The following is a 15,417-nucleotide window of genomic DNA, read 5'->3' on the forward strand; positions in this document are numbered from 1 at the left end:
CGGCGTCGGTCGCCGGCTCCCCCGCGCCCGGCTGCGCTCGCGCGGGGGGACCCCCCTCTCGCCGGCGCCCTCCTCCGCCGTGCGGCCGGACGCACCGGGCCCCGCTCACCCGGGCCGTGGAGCACCGTCGGCTTCCCCCGACCCGATCCGCCGGACAGGCCCCGGGCCGCACCGGCCCGCGGGGACCGGGCCCGCGGCTGACCGGTGGCCGGTCCCCGCGGCCGGTGTCAGGCGGGGTCCGCCGGATGCGGGGCCAGCAGCGGCAGCCGCGAGGCCAGCCGCTCCTCGCACAGCTCGGCCAGACGGTCGTAGCCGGCCTTGCCCATCAGCTCGGTCAGCTCCGCGCGGTAGGAGACGTACACCGGGTCCCCGGCGCCGTGCGCCGAGGTGGCCGAGGTGCACCACCAGTGCAGGTCGTGTCCGCCCGGGCCCCAGCCCCGGCGGTCGTACTCGCCGATCGACACCTGCAGCACGCGCGTGTCGTCGGGCCGGTCGATCCAGTCGTAGGTCCGCCGGACGGGCAGCTGCCAGCACACGTCCGGCTTGGTCTCCAGCGGCTCCCGGCCCTCCTTGAGGGCGAGGATGTGCAGTGAACAGCCCATGCCGCCCGCGAAGCCCGGCCGGTTCTGGAAGATGCACGAACCCTGGAACGGGCGGGTCTGACGGTCGCCGTCCTCGTCCTCGGAGACCCAGCCGTTCCTGGTGCCCTCCGCGTGGTGCTGCCAGATGTCCGGCGTGAGCCTCGCCACGTGCCCGGCGACCCGCTTCTCGTCGTCCTCGTCCGAGAAGTGGGCGCCCAGGGTGCAGCAGCCGTCGTCCGCGCGGCCCGCCTGGATGCCCTGGCAGCCGCTGCCGAAGATGCAGTTCCAACGAGAGGTCAGCCAGGTCAGGTCGCAGCGGAAGACCTGTTCGTCGTCGGCCGGATCGGGGAACTCCACCCACGCGCGGGCGAAGTCGAGCCCCTGCTCGTCGTCCGCCGGAGCCGTCCCCGGCGTCCCCGGCGCCGTCATCCGCGAAGAACCCTCGGCCGGTCCGGCCTTCTTGTCCTTCCTGGCCTTCTTGTCCGTCTTTTCGTCCTTCGCCTTTTTCGTCTTTGGCACCCGTCCAGGGTAAGTCGCCCGCGCCTCCCGCCGGGACCGGCCCGGCCGCCGCGGACCGGGTATCACACCGTGCTGCGGGCAGTAGCGTTCCGCACATGAGACTCGGTGTCCTCGACGTGGGTTCGAACACGGTGCACCTGCTGGTGGTGGACGCGCACCCCGGCGCGCGTCCGCTGCCCGCGCACTCGCACAAGGCGGAGCTGCGCCTCGCCCAGCTCCTCGACGGCGGCGGGGCCATCGGTTCCGCCGGGGTGGACCGACTGGTCGCGGTCGTCCACAGGGCCCTCCGGGCCGCCGAGGACAAGGGCGTGGAGGAGCTGCTGCCGTTCGCGACCTCCGCGGTGCGCGACGCCGGCAACGCCGACGACGTCCTCGCGCGCGTGCGCGAGGAGACCGGGGTCGAGCTGCGGGTGCTCAGCGGCGACGAGGAGGCCCGGCTCACCTTCCTCGCCGCCCGGCGCTGGTTCGGCTGGTCGGCCGGGAAGCTGCTCGTCATCGACATCGGCGGCGGCTCCCTGGAGATCGCCTACGGCATGGACGAGGAACCCGACGCCACGGCCTCCCTGCCGCTCGGCGCCGGCCGGCTCACCGCCGCGCGGCTGCCCGGCGACCCGCCCGGGCCGGAGGCCGTGCGCGCGCTGCGCCGCCACGTCCGCACCGAGATAGCCCGCACGGTCGGGGAGTTCAGCCGCTTCGGCGCCCCCGACCACGTGGTCGCCACCTCCAAGACCTTCAAGCAGCTCGCCCGCATCGCGGGCGCCCCCGGCTCCGCCGACGGCCTGTACGTCCAGCGCGAGCTGAAGCGGGAGTCCCTGGAGGCCTGGGTGCCCCGGCTCGCCGCCATGACCGCCGCCGAGCGCGCCGAACTGCCCGGCGTCTCCGAGGCCCGCGCGGGCCAGCTGGTCGCCGGGGCGCTGGTCGCGGAGGGCGCCATGGACCTGTTCGGCGTGGAACGCCTGGAGATCTGTCCCTGGGCCCTGCGGGAGGGCGTGATCCTCCGCAGACTGGATCACCTGGGCCAGGGACAACGGACCTGATCCCATGACAAACGCCACAATGGCGAACCGGCACCCCGCATCCACCCGACCCCACCCCGTAACCTGAGGCTCGTGGCAGAAGCAAGGGACGTAGTCCGCATCCCGGATGCGAAGGTCGCCCTGTCGACGGCCTCCGTCTACCCGGAGTCGACGGCGACGGCCTTCGAGATCGCCGCGCGCCTCGGGTACGACGGCGTCGAGGTCATGGTGTGGACCGATCCGGTCAGCCAGGACGTCGAGGCCCTGCGCAGACTGAGCGACTACCACCGCATCCCCGTCCTGGCCGTCCACGCGCCCTGTCTGCTCATCACGCAGCGCGTGTGGTCCACCGACCCCTGGACCAAGCTCCAGCGGGCCCGGGCCGCCGCCGAGAAGCTCGGCGCGGACACGGTCGTCGTCCATCCCCCCTTCCGCTGGCAGCGGCAGTACGCCCGCGACTTCGTGGACGGCGTCTGGCGGATGGCGAACGAGACGGACGTGCGGTTCGCCGTGGAGAACATGTACCCCTGGCGCTACCGCGACCGCGAGATGCTCGCGTACGCGCCCGACTGGGACGTCACCAAGGAGGACTACCGCCACTTCACGATCGACCTCAGCCACGCCTCGACCGCCCGCACCGACACCCTGGGGATGATCGACCGCATGGGCGACCGCCTCGGTCACGTCCACCTCGCCGACGGCAAGGGGTCCGCCAAGGACGAGCACCTGGTGCCCGGCCGCGGCGACCAGCCCTGCGCCGAGGTGCTGGAGCGCCTCGCGGCGAACGGCTTCGACGGCCATGTCGTCATCGAGGTCAACACCCGGCGGGCCATGTCGAGCGCGGAGCGCGAGGCCGACCTGGCGGAGGCGCTGGCGTTCACCCGCCTGCATCTGTCCTCCTCCGCGATCGAGGTGCCGCGGCGATGACCGGCACCACCGCGAGCGACGGCCCGGCCGCCCCCGCGCGAAGCGGCGCCGCCGCCCGGCGCCGCGGCCGTCCCCCGCGCACGGAATCGGCCGGCACCCGGGACCGCATCCTCGACGCGGCCCGCGAGGAGTTCTCGGTCCACGGCTACGAGAAGACGTCCGTCCGGGGCATCGCCAAGTCGGCCGGGGTCGACTCCGCGCTGGTGCACCACTACTTCGGCACCAAGGAACAGGTGTTCGAGGCCGCCGTCGAGGTGGCCTTCGCGCCGGTGCTCGCCGCGCGCAGCACGGTGCTCGAGGGACCCCTCGACGAGGTCGGCGAGCGGATGACACGGATGATCGTCGGGCTCTGGGAGAGCCCGGTCACCCGGGCCCCGCTGCTCGCGATCGTCCGCTCCGCCGTGAACAACGAGATCGCGGCCGGCGTCTTCCGCCGGCTGGTCACCAGCCAGCTGCTGCGCCGGATCGCCGGACAGCTCGACGCCCCGGACGCGGAGCTGCGCGCCGAGCTGGCCGCCGCCCAGCTGGTCGGCATCGCGATGGTCCGGTACGTGATCAAGGTGGAGCCGCTGGCCTCGGCGGACGCCGAGCAGATCATCAGGCGGGTGGCGCCGGTGGTGCAGGGGCACCTCACCGGACGCTGAGGCCCCCGGCCCGTGCCCAACGGGACGTTCGTCCCGCATTCCGGACGCCTCGTCCCACTCCCCGAATGACCGGCGTACGCTCGACGTCAGTCACAACTCTCCGAAGGAGCGAGCGACGATGCCCGAGCTGAGGTCCCGCACAGTCACCCACGGCCGCAACATGGCGGGCGCCCGCGCCCTGATGCGCGCCTCCGGTGTACCCGGTGCGGACATCGGCCGGAAGCCGATCATCGCGGTGGCGAACTCCTTCACCGAGTTCGTGCCCGGACACACCCACCTCCAGCCCGTCGGCCGGATCGTCAGCGAGGCCGTCAGGGAGGCCGGCGGCATCCCGCGCGAGTTCAACACCATCGCCGTCGACGACGGCATCGCGATGGGCCACGGCGGCATGCTCTACTCCCTGCCCTCCCGCGACCTCATCGCGGACAGCGTGGAGTACATGGTCGAGGCGCACTGCGCCGACGCCCTGATCTGCATCTCCAACTGCGACAAGATCACGCCGGGCATGCTGAACGCCGCCCTGCGGCTCAACATCCCCACGGTCTTCGTCTCCGGCGGCCCCATGGAGTCCGGCCGCGCCACCCTCGTCGACGGCACCGTCCGCACCCTCGACCTGGTCGACGCGATCTCCGACGCGGTGAACGACAGGATCTCGGACGAGGACATCCTCCGCATCGAGGAGAACGCCTGCCCGACCTGCGGATCCTGTTCCGGCATGTTCACCGCCAACTCGATGAACTGCCTGACCGAGGCCATCGGCCTCTCCCTGCCGGGCAACGGCTCGGTCCTCGCCACGCACACGGCCCGCAGGGCCCTGTACGAGAACGCGGCCCGCACCGTCATGGACATCACCCGCCGTCACTACGAGCAGGACGACGAGACGGTGCTGCCCCGCAGCATCGCCTCCTTCGCCGCCTTCGAGAACGCGATGGCCCTGGACATCGCCATGGGCGGCTCCACCAACACGATCCTGCACCTGCTGGCCGCGGCCCAGGAGGCCGGTGTGCCGTTCGGCCTGGAGGAGATCGACGCCGTCTCGCGCCGGGTCCCCTGTCTGGCCAAGGTCGCCCCGAACGTCGCCAAGGACCGCACGTACTACATGGAGGACGTGCACCGCGCGGGCGGCATCCCGGCCCTGCTGGGCGAGCTGCACCGCGGGGGCCTGCTCAACGAGGACGTCCACGCCGTCCACAGCCCCTCCCTGTCGGACTGGCTGAAGACCTGGGACGTGCGCGGCGGCTCCCCCTCGCCGGAGGCCGTCGAGCTGTGGCACGCGGCGCCCGGCTGCGTCCGTTCGGCCGAGGCGTTCTCCCAGTCGGAGCGCTGGGCCGCGCTGGACGAGGACGCCGAGGGCGGCTGCATCCGCAGCGTCGAGCACGCCTACTCCAGGGACGGCGGCCTCGCGGTCCTCAAGGGCAACCTCGCCGTCGACGGCTGCGTGGTGAAGACCGCGGGCGTGGACGAGTCCATCTGGACCTTCGAGGGCCCGGCGGTCGTCTGCGAGTCGCAGGAGGAGGCCGTCGAGAAGATCCTCAACAAGCAGGTGACCGACGGGGACGTCGTCGTCATCCGCTACGAGGGCCCCAAGGGCGGCCCCGGCATGCAGGAGATGCTCTACCCGACGTCCTTCCTCAAGGGCCGGGGCCTGGGCAAGACGTGCGCCCTGATCACCGACGGCCGCTTCTCCGGCGGCACGTCCGGCCTCTCCATCGGCCACGCCTCCCCGGAGGCGGCCTCGGGCGGCACCATCGCCCTGGTCGAGGACGGCGACCGCATCCGCATCGACATCCCGGGCCGCTCGATCGAGCTGCTGGTCGACGACGCCGAACTGGCCCGCCGCGAGCAGGCCCTGAACGGCCGGTACGCCCCGAAGAACCGCGACCGCAAGGTCTCGGCCGCCCTCAGGGCGTACGCGGCGATGGCCACCAGCGCCGACAAGGGCGCGGTGCGGGACGTGACGAAGCTGGGCTGACCGCGTCCGTGAAGGGCCGCCTCCGCCGTGCGGGGGCGGCCCTTCCGGCTGCCGGGCGCCCGGAGCCCGCCCGACGGGGCTACCAGGCGGCGGGGTCCCGCCCGTCCACGGCGAACACGGTCCCGTCGGGCGCGGTGGCGAAGACGTGGCCCCGGGCCAGGACGGGCTCGGGCAGACTCGCGGGGACCCGGTCGGAGTCGGCGCCGAGACGGGGCGGCGTCTGGCCGAGCAGCCGGCCCTCGACGGCGTCGACGCCGAGGAGCCGGCCGTCCGGGCCGGTGACGTAGACGTGCCGGCCGTCGGTGACGGGCGTCGAGCCCCGGTTCACGCCCGTCTCCAGGCTCCACGCCTGTCTGCGCCCGGCCATGTCGACGGCGCGCAGCGAACCGTCGGCACCCATGAGGTACACGGAGTCCCCCCGCACACTGCCCCGGGCCCGGGGGACCGGTACGGGCAGCGGCACCCGGCGGGTGGCCCCGGTGCCCGGGGTGTACCGGAGCACGGCCTCCGTCTCCCCGTAGACCGCGTCGACGGAGAGGAAGTGGACGGACCCGTCCGCCGCGCCGACGGTCTTCAGCACACCGTCGAGGTCCGCGTCCCACCGGACCTCTCCCGTCCGCGGGTCCACCGCGGTGACCCGGGTGCGCGCCCCGTCCTCCGCCGGACTCGTCGCGTACGCCAGGGGGTCCCCGGCGAACGACGTGAAGGACGGCGCGGCCTGGCCCGGTATCCGGTGGGACCACACGGTGGCGCCCGACGCGTTGTCCACGCCGGTGACCTTCCCGTCGGCGCCGGTGAGCAGGAGCATGCCGCCCACCTGCCGCAGGCCGCGGTACTCCGGTTCGTCGCGGGTCCAGCTCGGCCTGCCGGAGCCGGGGTCGAGCGCCTCCAGGCCGCGGCTCGTCCCCGGAGCGGGCTGGACGAGGCCGCCCGACAGGACCGGCGGTCCGCTCCGCGTCGTCCGCGCGACGGCGTGCCGCCACACCAGGCCGCCGTCGGACGGATCGAGGGCGAAGACCAGGCCGGTCCGCGCGCACAGCAGCCTCGCCGCCCCGTACGAGCAGTGCGTCGTGCCCGGCTCCGCGACCGGTCTGGTCCGCCACGGGGCGAACCGCTCCGCGGCGGCCTGCGGGACGGCGTCCCCCGGCGGCAGGTCCGAGCCGCCGTACAGGTGGACCGACACGAGCGTGCCGACCACGGCCAGGCACAACGCCCCCGCCCCGAGGACCGACCGCCTGCCCGGACGTCTCGGCGTCCGTCGCCCGGGCGTCTCCGCCGAGGGCCGCGGCGTCTCCGGTTCCCGGGTCCGCTGTGCCGGTATGAACACCTGCGTGTCGTAGTCGGCGGCGACCGACCGCAGCTCCCGCATCAACTCGTCCGGGGTGGGCCGCTCCCCGGGCTCCTTGGCGAGACACCGCAGCACCAGCGGCGCCAGCGCTTCCGGTACGCCGGTCAGGTCGGGCTCGTCGTGCACCACCTGGTAGGCGACGACGTACGGACTGTCCGAGTCGAAGGGCCCCCGCCCGGTCGCCGCGTGCACCATCAGCGATCCGAGGGCGAACACGTCGGCCGCGGGCCCCACCTCCCGGGGGCGCCGGAACTGCTCGGGCGCCATGAACGGCGGCGTTCCGATCAACTTCCCGGTCTCGGTGCGCAGTTCGCTGTCCTTCGGCCGGGAGATGCCGAAGTCGATGACCTTCGGCCCGTCCTCGGCGAGCAGCACGTTGCTCGGTTTCAGGTCCCGGTGCACGACGCCGACCCGGTGGATGTCCCGCAGCGCCTCGGCGAGCCCGGCCATCAGCCGGCGCAACTGGGCCTCGTCCATGGGGCCGTTCCGCTTCACCTGCTCGGAGAGCGTGGGGCCGGGGATGTACAACGTGGCCATCCACGGCCGTCCGGCCTCCGGGTCGGCGTCCACCACCGGCGCCGTGAAGGCCCCGCTGACCCGCCGGGCCGCCGCCACCTCCTGCCGGAAGCGCCCCCTGAACTCGGGGTCCTCGGCGTACGAGGCGTGCACGACCTTCACCGCGACCCGCCTCCCGGAGGTGCCGCGGGCCAGGTGGACGACGCCCATGCCGCCGGCTCCCAGGCGCGACTCCAGCCGGTAGTGACCGGCGTACTCCGGAAGTTCCGCTTCCGCCCCCGCCCCGGCATTCCGCTGCGGCGCCATGGAACCACCCCCGTGCTGTTCGTCCGCGCGCGCGACGCTCGGAGCCTAGTCGATGGCTCGTACGGAGCCGAGGCGGCTTGCTAGCCTCCGTGTGCGAGTCGCGAACGGTCGTCCAGCGGCTTGCTTCAGGGGAATCAACGGGGCCCACGGGACTCGTGGGGTCAACGGGGGAGTTTTTCATGTCTGTCGACCAGCTCTCGAACATCGGCGGCGAGGACGAGAAGGAGGCCGCGGGGGTCGCCGCCACGGCGGCCGCGGCCCTGCGCTACTACTCCGTCGCCCCGGGCCACCGCCTCAACGTGCGCAGCGGTCCCGGCACCGGCTACACGATCGTGCGGGTCCTGCCCGAGGGCGCCAAGATCGCGATCAACTGCCAGACGACGGGCACCCGGGTCTCGGGCCCGTACGGCACCTCGAACATCTGGGACAGCATCGACAGCGGCGAGTACGTCTCCGACGCCTACGTGCGCACCGGCAGCGACGGCTACGTCCGGCCGCGCTGCTCATGACCACCCCGGGGCAGGGGGACCAGGGCGCCGGGGCCACGACCGGCCGCCGGGCGACGGGCACCCGGGTCCCGGGCCCGCACGGCACCGGCGACGGTCCGTGCGTCCCCGACGCGTACGTGTGCACCGGCGGCGGACACGCGGCCCCGCGCCGCTGATCCCGCCCGGAGCCCGCGGCGGCCCCGGAGCCATAATCGACGCGTGAGCGCAGAGAACGGCATTCCGGACACCTCCGCGGGCTCCGCGCCCGGCCCCCGCCCCGAACCCCTCCGGTTCTACGGCACGAGCTGGGTGAACCACGACAGCGGCTACGCCGCCCGCCGGGCCGGCCTGGCCGTCGGCTCCCTCGCCGCGGCGGCCGCCGCCTGCTTCGTGCTGCGCATCGCCTACGACGGACTCCGGATCGCCGACGTCGACGGCTTCGTCCCGCTGCTCGTGGTCGTGATGTCCGCGGTCTGCAGTGCGCTCGCCTTCCGTCACACCTGGTCGGGCTTCACCGCCCGCCCCGACCCCGAGCGCCAGGCGTCCCTGCGCGGCCTGCTGGCCATCGGCTTCGTCGGCTCCCTCCTCGCCTACTTCCTCCGCACCCTCACCGAGGCCCCGGGGGAGAAGCTCCACCGCGCGGAGTACGACAAGGCCCGCGCGGAGTACGAGAAGCGCACCACCCGCCGCTCGGGCGACCCCTCGAGGAAGCGCCGCCGCTCCTGACCCACCGGACGACCCCGGCCACCATGGCCGTATGACGACACCCGGGCCCGACCACCTCACCCGAGCCCACTCCGTCGACGCGGCGCGCTCGCCCTGTGGTGGAACACCGACGCGCTCGACGTGCCCTGGATCGCGGAGGAGGCCGAGCGCACCGCGCGCCACTTCGGCGTGAACCCCGCCGCCGAGCGGCGCGACACCGACGCCCGCACCGCCGACCCCGCCGGTCCCAGGCACTTCACCCGCCGGGAGATCCGCTGGAGCCTCCGCGTCCCCGTCGACACCCACCTGGCCGGCCTCGCCAGCCACTCGGCTCTCCTCGCGGGTGACGAGGAACGCACCGCCGCCTTCCTCGCCGAGCAGCGCGGGCACCTCGCCGCGGTCTTCCCGGACGGCACCGTCGAGGAGACCTACGACGTCGTCCTCCTCCTCGCCACGACACCCCCGAGCCCGGCGGCTTGACGTCGCGCGCGGCCCGGGAGGAGTATTCATCACATGATGAATTACTCCTCCCGGCCCACGGAGGAACCGGCCGTCCACGCCCAGGACCTCACCGCCGTCCGGGGCTCCCGCACCGTCCTGCGCGGCCTCGGCTTCACCGTCCCGCGCGGCCGGATCACCGGCCTCCTCGGCCCCTCCGGCTGCGGCAAGTCGACCCTGATGCGGGCCGTCGTCGGCACCCAGGCCAAGGTCACCGGCACCCTGGACGTCCTCGGCAGCCCCGCCGGCCACCCGGCCCTGCGCACCCGCATCGGCTACGTCACCCAGGCCCCCTCCGTCTACGACGACCTGACCGTCCGCCAGAACCTCGACTACTTCGCCGCGATCCTCGACCCCGGCCGGGCGGCCGCCGACCGCCGCCACGACCACGTCACCCGCGCGATCGCCGACGTCGACCTCACCACCCACGCCGACGCCCTCGCCGGCAACCTCTCCGGCGGCCAGCGCAGCCGCGTCTCCCTCGCCGTGGCCCTGCTCGGCACCCCCGAGCTCCTGGTCCTCGACGAACCCACCGTCGGCCTCGACCCCGTCCTGCGCCGCGACCTGTGGGACCTCTTCCACACCCTCGCCACCGAACGCGGCACCACCCTGCTGATCTCCTCCCACGTCATGGACGAGGCCGAGCGCTGCCACCGCCTCCTCCTCATGCGGGCCGGCGAGATCCTCGCCGAGGACACCCCCGACGCCCTGCGCACCCGCACCGGCTCCGACACCGTCGAGGCGGCCTTCCTCCACCTGGTCGACGAGGCCGCCGCGGCGGGCCACACGAAGGAGACCACCCGATGAGCACGACCACCCCCGCCCCGACACGCGCCCTTGACGCCTCCCGCACCACCGCCACCGCCGCCCGGGTCCTGCGCCAGCTCCGCCACGACCCGCGCACCATCGCGCTGATGCTCCTCGTCCCCTGCGTGATGCTGTTCCTGCTCCGCTACGTCTTCGACGGCAGCGCCCGCACCTTCGACACCATCGGCGCGTCGCTCCTCGGGATCTTCCCGCTGATCACGATGTTCCTGGTCACCTCGATCGCCACGCTGCGCGAACGCACCTCCGGCACCCTCGAACGCCTCCTCGCCATGCCGCTGGGCAAGGGCGACCTCATCGCCGGGTACGCCCTCGCCTTCGGCGCCCTCGCGATCGTCCAGTCCGCCCTCGCCACCGGCCTCGCCGTCTGGTTCCTGGACCTCGACGTCACCGGCAGCCCCTGGCTGCTCCTGCTGATCGCCCTGCTCGACGCGCTCCTCGGCACGGCCCTCGGCCTCTTCGTCTCGGCCTTCGCGGCCTCAGAGTTCCAGGCGGTCCAGTTCATGCCGGCGGTGATCTTCCCCCAGCTCCTCCTCTGCGGTCTCTTCACCGCACGCGAGAACATGCACCCGGCCCTGGAGGCCGTCTCCGACGTCCTCCCCATGTCCTACGCCGTCGACGGCATGAACGAGGTCCTGAAGCACCCCGAGACGACGACGGCCTTCGTCCGCGACACGGCCGTCGTCGCGGGCTGCGCCCTCCTGGTCCTGGGCCTGGGCGCGGCGACCCTGAAACGCCGAACGGCATGAACCAGTCCGTCCGGCGCTTGAGGACGAGGCCCGTTCAGGGCCGACGGGGGGCCGGGGGCACAGCCCCGGGGACGATGGGGGCACCTCCCGCTCGAGCGAAGTGGGGAGTGGGGGAGGAAAAGGGGCGGCGGGGACGGAAAGCCGGCGAAAAACCCCGGACGGCACCCCCCCGCCGACGTCCCGCCCACTGGACGCCCCACCCCCGTCCGCCACCGGGATGCAAGGATGACGAAGGACGACCCACCCCCGGAGGGCACCAACAGTCATGAGCCAGAAAGTCGCGGTCCTCGGCACCGGAAAAATCGGCGAAGCCCTGCTCAGCGGAATGATCCGCGCCGGCTGGGCCCCCACCGACCTCCTCGTCACCGCCCGCCGCCGGGAACGGGCCGAAGAGCTCCACGCCCGCCACGGAGTCACCCCGGTCTCCAACCAGGAAGCCGCCAAGACCGCCGACACCCTGATCCTCACGGTCAAACCGCAGGACATGGGCGCCCTCCTCGACGAACTCGCCCCCCACGTCCCCGCCGACCGCCTGATCATCAGCGGCGCCGCCGGCATCCCCACCGCCTTCTTCGAGGACCGCCTCGCCACCGGCACCCCGGTCGTCCGCGTCATGACCAACACCCCCGCCCTCGTCGACGAGGCCATGTCGGTCATCTCCGCCGGAAGCCACGCCACCGCCGACCACCTCGCCCACGCCGAGGAGATCTTCGGCGCCGTCGGCAAGACCCTCCGCGTCCCCGAGTCCCAGCAGGACGCCTGCACCGCCCTCTCCGGCTCCGGCCCGGCGTACTTCTTCTACCTGGTCGAAGCCATGACCGACGCCGGCATCCTGCTCGGCCTGCCCCGCGACAAGGCCCACGACCTGATCGTCCAGTCCGCGATCGGCGCCGCGACGATGCTCCGCGACAGCGGCGAACACCCGGTGAAGCTCCGCGAGAACGTGACCTCCCCCGCCGGCACCACCATCAACGCCATCCGCGAACTCGAGAACCACGGCGTGCGGGCCGCCCTCATCGCCGCCCTCGAAGCCGCCCGCGACCGCAGCCGCGAACTCGCCAGCGGCACCAAGGACTGACGACCGGCCCGAGCCCCCGCACGGGGGCTCACTCCGCCGCGGTCAGGACGTCCTGAGTCGTCACCACCGTCGCGAACCCGCCCCCGTGCAGCGACACCGCCGACGCCCGCGCCAGCTCGTCCGCGCTCCGCCGCCAGCCGAAGGGCCCCTCCAGGTCGAAGGTGTACGTCGCGTCGAACGCGACCACGACCTCGTACCCGAGGTTCCCGCCCGTCCGCGCCGTCGTCTCGACGCACATGTTCGTCTGGATCCCGGCCAGCACGATCTGCGGGATCCCCGCCTCCCGGAGCCAGGCGTCCAGGTCCGGAGTCCCGAGGAACGCCGAGTTCACCCTCTTGGTGACCAGCAGCTCGGCCCCGCCCCCCTTCCCGCGTCGCCGCTCCACGTACTCCTTGAACCCGTTGCCCTCGTACCCGGCACGCAGCGGCGACCCGGGCTTGACCGAGTCGTGCCGCACGAAGACGACCGGCCGTCCGGTCGACTGCCACGCGTCGATGAGGGCGGCGATGTTGTCGTCCGCGGCCGGGTTGTTCCGCGTTCCCCAGAAGTCGACCTCCTCGAAGCCCTTCTGTACGTCCACGACCACCAGTGCTGCGTTCTGCGCGATGTCCATGCCCATGATCGTGCCGCCCGGCAGTGCCGGCTCCCAGAGGTCCGAAAGCCAGCGGTCGATGGTTTACTGCCACGCATGGCAGCCCCCTACCGCGTGGCCCTGGTCGCCTTCCCCGGCATCCGCGCCTTCGACGTCTCCGTCATCACCGAGGTCTGGGGCCCCGACCGCACCGACCGCGGCGCCCCCGCCTTCGACCTGCACCGCGCCGCCGCCGACACCACCCCCGTCCCCATGCGCGGCGGCCTCACCCTCCTCCCCGACCGCCCCCTCACCTGGCTGACCGACGCCGACCTGGTCGTCGTCCCCGGCCTCGACGACCACCTCACCCCCGCACCACCCCCGGTCCTCGGCGCCCTCCGCCACGCCCACGCCCGCGGCACCACCATCGCCGCCCTCTGCGGCGGCGCCTTCACCCTCGCCCAGGCCGGACTCCTCGACGGCCGCCGCGCCATCACCCACTGGAACCTGATCGACCTCTTCCGCGCCCACCACCCCCACGTCACCGTCGTCCCCGACGCCCTGTTCATCGAGGACGACAACATCTGGACCGCGGCCGGCACCGCCGCCGGCATCGACCTCTGCCTCCACCTGATCCGCCTCGCCCACGGAGCCGAGGCCGCCGCCACCATCGCCCGCTCCATGGTCACGGCCCCCTTCCGCACCGGCACCCAGGCACAGTTCATCGAGCACCCCACCCCCCGCGCCGACCGCGACGCCGACGCCCTCGCCGCCGTACGCGAGCACGCCCTGCGCCACCTCCACCAGCCGCTCACGGTCGCCGACCTGGCCGCCCACGCCGGCATGTCCCCGCGCACCTTCGCCCGCCACTTCGCCGCCGCCACCGGCACCACCCCGCTGCGCTGGCTCCTCGACCAGCGCGTCGCCGCGGCCCAGCGCCTCCTCGAGCGCACCGACCTCCCCATGCCCGAGGTCGCCCGCCGCGCGGGCTTCGGCAGCGAGGTCACCATGCGCCAGCACTTCGCATCGCGCCTCGCCACCAGCCCCCGCGCCTACCGGGCCGCGTTCACCACGGGCGCCCCGGCATCGGAACCCGCCGGCAACAGCCCGATCGCCCGATAAGCGGCGTCCACGGTCGGCCGGGCCATGCCCCGCGCCCGCTCCGCACCCTCCCGCAGCACCCCCTCCACATGGCCGGGATCCGCGCACAACTCCCTGTGCCTCTCCTGCACCGGCCTCAGCACCTCGACCACCGCCTCCGCGGTGTCCCTCTTCAGATCCCCGTACGACTCGTACGCACCGGCCAGCACGTCCGGGTCCCCGCCCGAGCACGCGGCGAGGATCTCCAGCAGATTCGCGAGGCCCGGCCGGGACTCCCGGTCGTAGACGACCTCCCGCCCGCTGTCGGTCACCGCCCGCATGACCTTCTTCCGCACCACGTCCGGCTCGTCCAGCAGGTAGACGATCCCCGGCCCGGTGTCGTCGCTCTTGCCCATCTTCGACATCGGCTCCTGCAGATTCATCACCCGCGCCGCCACCGGCGGGTTCGTCGCCCGCGGCACCACGAACGTGTGCCCGTACCGCTGGTTGAACCGCACCGCGAGATCCCGCGCCAGCTCCACGTGCTGCGTCTGGTCGTGCCCGACCGGCACCTCGTCCGTCCCGTACGCCAGGATGTCGGCCGCCATCAGCACCGGATACGTCAGCAGCGACAGCCGCACGCTCCCGCCCCGCCGCTGCTCCCGCGCGGCCTTCTCCTTGTACTGGATCATCCGCCGCATCTCGCCGTCCGTGGCCACGCACTCCAGCAGGTACGACAGCCGCGCGTGCTCGTCCACGTGGCTCTGCACGAACACCGTGCACAGCGCGGGGTCCAGCCCGGACGCCAGCAGCAACGTCGCCGCCTGCCGGCTCAGCCTGCGCACCCGCGCGGGGTCGTGGTGCACGGTCAGCGCGTGCAGATCGACGACGCAGAACAGCGCGTCCGCCCGGTGCTGGTCGACCGCTGCCCACCGCCGCATGGCCCCCAGGTAGTTCCCCAGCGTCAGGTGCCCGGTCGGCTTGATCCCACTGAAGACCCGTGTCATCTCTTCTCTTCTCCGTCTCCGGTCCGAGGCCGCCGTCCCCGGCCGGCCGCCCCTCGGAGTCCTGGAGGGAGAAACAGAAACGGCCGCCGAGGCGGCGGCCGTCAAGTGCGCACTCAGGGGGCGGCCGCCGTCAGGCGGCCCACCAGAACTGGCTGTACGTGCGCGTGGTCATGCGGATCAGAGTACGCCCCGGAGGTGGGACGAGGCAGCGGGTTGACACACCCCGACCGGATCCGTACTGTTCTCCGAGTTGTCCGACGTGAGCACCGACTCCGGTCGGTCCCCGGACAGCCATTCCACGAGTACCACCCACTGATCGATACCGGCAGCCTGTCTGTCGGCGCTTCATTGGCGTGCGTATTCGCGAAATGAGGAATCCGCACCCGAAAGGGAGCAGGACCCCGATTAGCTCGGGGGCCGGGAATCCGCTAAAGTCTCACTCGTCGGAACGGCCCAACGGCCGGGAAGGCGAACCCCCCTGACTGGGAATCGGGTCCGAAAGGATCTGATAGAGTCGGAACCGCCGGAAAGGGAAACGCGGAAGCGGGAACCTGGAAAGCACCGAGGAAATCGGGTCGGAAAAGATC

The 15,417-nt window shown here is 73.1% G+C and carries 15 protein-coding genes; 11 read left to right on the forward strand and 4 right to left on the reverse strand.

What is annotated here, in order from left to right:
• Positions 1–227: 227 nt before the first annotated feature.
• On the reverse strand, positions 228–1,100 hold the full coding sequence (locus ABTY20_RS32815; RefSeq protein WP_352000796.1) for a DUF3109 family protein: 873 nt from the start codon (positions 1,098–1,100) through the stop codon (positions 228–230).
• Positions 1,101–1,195: 95 nt separating this feature from the next.
• Here ABTY20_RS32815 and ABTY20_RS32820 point away from each other — a divergent pair, with 95 nt between their 5' ends.
• The 4 genes from ABTY20_RS32820 (at position 1,196) to ilvD (ending at position 5,659) form a co-directional block, all read left to right on the forward strand.
• Positions 1,196–2,137, forward strand: a complete 942-nt coding sequence (locus ABTY20_RS32820; protein ID WP_352000797.1) for a Ppx/GppA family phosphatase — start codon at positions 1,196–1,198, stop codon at positions 2,135–2,137.
• A 72-nt stretch (positions 2,138–2,209) separates the two neighbouring features.
• Positions 2,210–3,043, forward strand: a complete 834-nt coding sequence (locus tag ABTY20_RS32825) for a sugar phosphate isomerase/epimerase family protein (protein WP_352000798.1) — start codon at positions 2,210–2,212, stop codon at positions 3,041–3,043.
• On the forward strand, positions 3,040–3,687 hold the full coding sequence (locus ABTY20_RS32830) for a TetR/AcrR family transcriptional regulator (protein WP_352000799.1): 648 nt from the start codon (positions 3,040–3,042) through the stop codon (positions 3,685–3,687). Before ABTY20_RS32825 ends, ABTY20_RS32830 begins: the two co-directional genes overlap by 4 nt.
• 118 nt (positions 3,688–3,805) lie before the next feature.
• Positions 3,806–5,659, forward strand: a complete 1,854-nt coding sequence (gene ilvD, locus ABTY20_RS32835) for a dihydroxy-acid dehydratase (RefSeq protein ID WP_352000800.1) — start codon at positions 3,806–3,808, stop codon at positions 5,657–5,659.
• Positions 5,660–5,738: 79 nt separating this feature from the next.
• On the opposite strand, the gene ABTY20_RS32840 is transcribed toward ilvD, so the two are convergent.
• Positions 5,739–7,829 (reverse strand): serine/threonine-protein kinase, encoded by a 2,091-nt coding sequence (locus ABTY20_RS32840; RefSeq protein WP_352000801.1) that lies wholly within the window; start codon positions 7,827–7,829, stop codon positions 5,739–5,741.
• Between the two features lie 179 nt (positions 7,830–8,008).
• Here ABTY20_RS32840 and ABTY20_RS32845 point away from each other — a divergent pair, with 179 nt between their 5' ends.
• The 6 genes from ABTY20_RS32845 (at position 8,009) to proC (ending at position 12,172) form a co-directional block, all read left to right on the forward strand.
• Positions 8,009–8,338 (forward strand): SH3 domain-containing protein, encoded by a 330-nt coding sequence (locus tag ABTY20_RS32845; protein ID WP_352000802.1) that lies wholly within the window; start codon positions 8,009–8,011, stop codon positions 8,336–8,338.
• 198 nt (positions 8,339–8,536) lie between these two features.
• A complete protein-coding gene (locus ABTY20_RS32850) occupies positions 8,537–9,043 on the forward strand; it encodes an EamA/RhaT family transporter (RefSeq protein WP_352000803.1) in 507 nt (168 codons plus the stop codon).
• Positions 9,044–9,163: 120 nt separating this feature from the next.
• Positions 9,164–9,502, forward strand: a complete 339-nt coding sequence (locus ABTY20_RS32855; protein WP_502991943.1) for a hypothetical protein — start codon at positions 9,164–9,166, stop codon at positions 9,500–9,502.
• Between the two features lie 33 nt (positions 9,503–9,535).
• Positions 9,536–10,327, forward strand: a complete 792-nt coding sequence (locus tag ABTY20_RS32860; RefSeq protein WP_352000804.1) for an ABC transporter ATP-binding protein — start codon at positions 9,536–9,538, stop codon at positions 10,325–10,327.
• Positions 10,324–11,094: an ABC transporter permease gene (locus tag ABTY20_RS32865; protein WP_352000805.1), complete on the forward strand. Its 771-nt coding sequence runs from the start codon at positions 10,324–10,326 to the stop codon at positions 11,092–11,094. The genes ABTY20_RS32860 and ABTY20_RS32865 overlap by 4 nt, the downstream gene beginning before the upstream one ends.
• 265 nt (positions 11,095–11,359) lie before the next feature.
• Positions 11,360–12,172: a pyrroline-5-carboxylate reductase gene (gene proC / locus ABTY20_RS32870; RefSeq protein ID WP_352000806.1), complete on the forward strand. Its 813-nt coding sequence runs from the start codon at positions 11,360–11,362 to the stop codon at positions 12,170–12,172.
• Positions 12,173–12,200: 28 nt separating this feature from the next.
• Here proC and ABTY20_RS32875 read toward each other — a convergent pair whose 3' ends face one another.
• Positions 12,201–12,785 (reverse strand): cysteine hydrolase family protein, encoded by a 585-nt coding sequence (locus ABTY20_RS32875; protein ID WP_352000807.1) that lies wholly within the window; start codon positions 12,783–12,785, stop codon positions 12,201–12,203.
• Between the two features lie 75 nt (positions 12,786–12,860).
• Here ABTY20_RS32875 and ABTY20_RS32880 point away from each other — a divergent pair, with 75 nt between their 5' ends.
• Positions 12,861–13,865, forward strand: coding sequence for a GlxA family transcriptional regulator (locus tag ABTY20_RS32880; RefSeq protein ID WP_352000808.1), 1,005 nt, complete (start codon positions 12,861–12,863; stop codon positions 13,863–13,865).
• Here the strand turns inward: ABTY20_RS32880 and trpS are convergent.
• A complete protein-coding gene (gene trpS / locus ABTY20_RS32885; protein WP_352000809.1) occupies positions 13,796–14,830 on the reverse strand; it encodes a tryptophan--tRNA ligase in 1,035 nt (344 codons plus the stop codon). The two genes, ABTY20_RS32880 and trpS, sit on opposite strands and share 70 nt — an antisense overlap.
• Positions 14,831–15,417: the final 587 nt, after the last annotated feature.

The organism is Streptomyces sp. NPDC126497 (assembly GCF_040302425.1).
Classification (GTDB): domain Bacteria; phylum Actinomycetota; class Actinomycetes; order Streptomycetales; family Streptomycetaceae; genus Streptomyces.

Bases quoted from the DNA above. Each gene is read 5' to 3' on its own strand.
- ABTY20_RS32840 (WP_352000801.1), bottom strand. From the start codon at position 7,829: ATGGCGCCGCAGCGGAATGCCGGGGCGGGGGCGGAAGCGGAACTTCCG.
- ABTY20_RS32845 (WP_352000802.1), top strand. From the start codon at position 8,009: ATGTCTGTCGACCAGCTCTCGAACATCGGCGGCGAGGACGAGAAGGAG.
- ABTY20_RS32880 (WP_352000808.1), top strand. From the start codon at position 12,861: ATGGCAGCCCCCTACCGCGTGGCCCTGGTCGCCTTCCCCGGCATCCGC.
- ABTY20_RS32875 (WP_352000807.1), bottom strand. From the start codon at position 12,785: ATGGACATCGCGCAGAACGCAGCACTGGTGGTCGTGGACGTACAGAAG.
- trpS (WP_352000809.1), bottom strand. From the start codon at position 14,830: ATGACACGGGTCTTCAGTGGGATCAAGCCGACCGGGCACCTGACGCTG.
- ABTY20_RS32820 (WP_352000797.1), top strand. From the start codon at position 1,196: ATGAGACTCGGTGTCCTCGACGTGGGTTCGAACACGGTGCACCTGCTG.
- ABTY20_RS32865 (WP_352000805.1), top strand. From the start codon at position 10,324: ATGAGCACGACCACCCCCGCCCCGACACGCGCCCTTGACGCCTCCCGC.
- proC (WP_352000806.1), top strand. From the start codon at position 11,360: ATGAGCCAGAAAGTCGCGGTCCTCGGCACCGGAAAAATCGGCGAAGCC.
- ilvD (WP_352000800.1), top strand. From the start codon at position 3,806: ATGCCCGAGCTGAGGTCCCGCACAGTCACCCACGGCCGCAACATGGCG.
- ABTY20_RS32830 (WP_352000799.1), top strand. From the start codon at position 3,040: ATGACCGGCACCACCGCGAGCGACGGCCCGGCCGCCCCCGCGCGAAGC.
- ABTY20_RS32860 (WP_352000804.1), top strand. From the start codon at position 9,536: ATGATGAATTACTCCTCCCGGCCCACGGAGGAACCGGCCGTCCACGCC.